This window comes from Arthrobacter sp. 35/47, from assembly GCF_000520475.1.
GTDB classification, from domain to species: domain Bacteria; phylum Actinomycetota; class Actinomycetes; order Actinomycetales; family Micrococcaceae; genus Arthrobacter_D; species Arthrobacter_D subterraneus.
In genome coordinates, this window is the sequence record NZ_KI914613.1 from 1 (window position 1) to 917 (window position 917).

Sequence of the window (917 nt, forward strand, 5' to 3'; positions counted from 1 at the left end):
CCGTCCTCGAGCCGGCGCACACGGTCGCGCTCGCCTCGGACGGTGCCTGGCGCGCGGTCGACCTCGGCTTGGTGAGCGGACCGGAGGAGTTTCTTGAGGCTGTCCAGACGCCGTTGGGGGCGCAGGAGCTTATGCTGATCCTGCGGACCACGCAGGAGGAGATCGGCGAGTCGGCTGATGACGCCTCCGTGCTGTGTGTCGCGCTGGAAGAGCACTAGCTGAGAGAGCAGCAGCGGAACCTGAGGGGACGGAACGCAGATGGCTGAGACAGCAGACGTGATCATTGTGGGCGGCGGCATCGCGGGGCTTTCACTCGCGTCGGCGCTCACCGCCGATGACCGGGCGAAACTGCGGGTCATCCTCGTCGAGGCCGAACATTCGCTGGCCTACCACACCTCCTCCCGCTCGGCCCGGCAGCTCATCCCGAGCTACGGTCCGGAGGTGGTCCAGCGGTTGACCGACCGGACGCTCCGGCTCATCCGGGAAGCCGAACAGGACCTGCCAGCGCCGGTGCTCACGCCCCGCAGTTTTCTGCTGGTCGGTTCCGAGGAGAACGTCGCCGCCCGGGCCAGCGGAGCCATGGAGCGGATCTCCTGGGATGACGCGGTCCGGCTGTGCCCGCAGATCGGGCCGGCGGCCGGTGCAGCAGGTTACGACGCCGCGGGACTCGACACCACGGCCGTCGGCTGCAACACGGACATATTGCTGGACCACCACCGCTCCAGGGCCGAGGCGGGCGGCACCCAAATTCTGACCGGCGCCCGCGTCCACTCGGTGCAGCGGCTGCGCACAGCGTGGGAAGTCGGTGCCGGTGCACAGGCCGTGCATGCCGCCGTCGTCGTCAATGCGGCGGGTGCGTGGGCAGATGAGCTGGCCGTCCTGTCCGGGGTCGCCACCCAGGGCCTGCGGCCCTACCG

Annotated in this window: 2 protein-coding genes; both read left to right on the top strand. The window is 69.7% G+C overall.

Annotation, left to right across the window (positions count from 1 at the left end; genetic code table 11):
* Window positions 1–218: hypothetical protein (locus X803_RS22325; RefSeq protein ID WP_035778920.1), on the top strand; the 218-nt coding region annotated here is incomplete at its 5' end.
* A 40-nt stretch (window positions 219–258) separates the two neighbouring features.
* Window positions 259–917 (top strand): FAD-dependent oxidoreductase (locus X803_RS19760; RefSeq protein WP_035778980.1); only part of this gene is annotated, 659 nt, incomplete at its 3' end.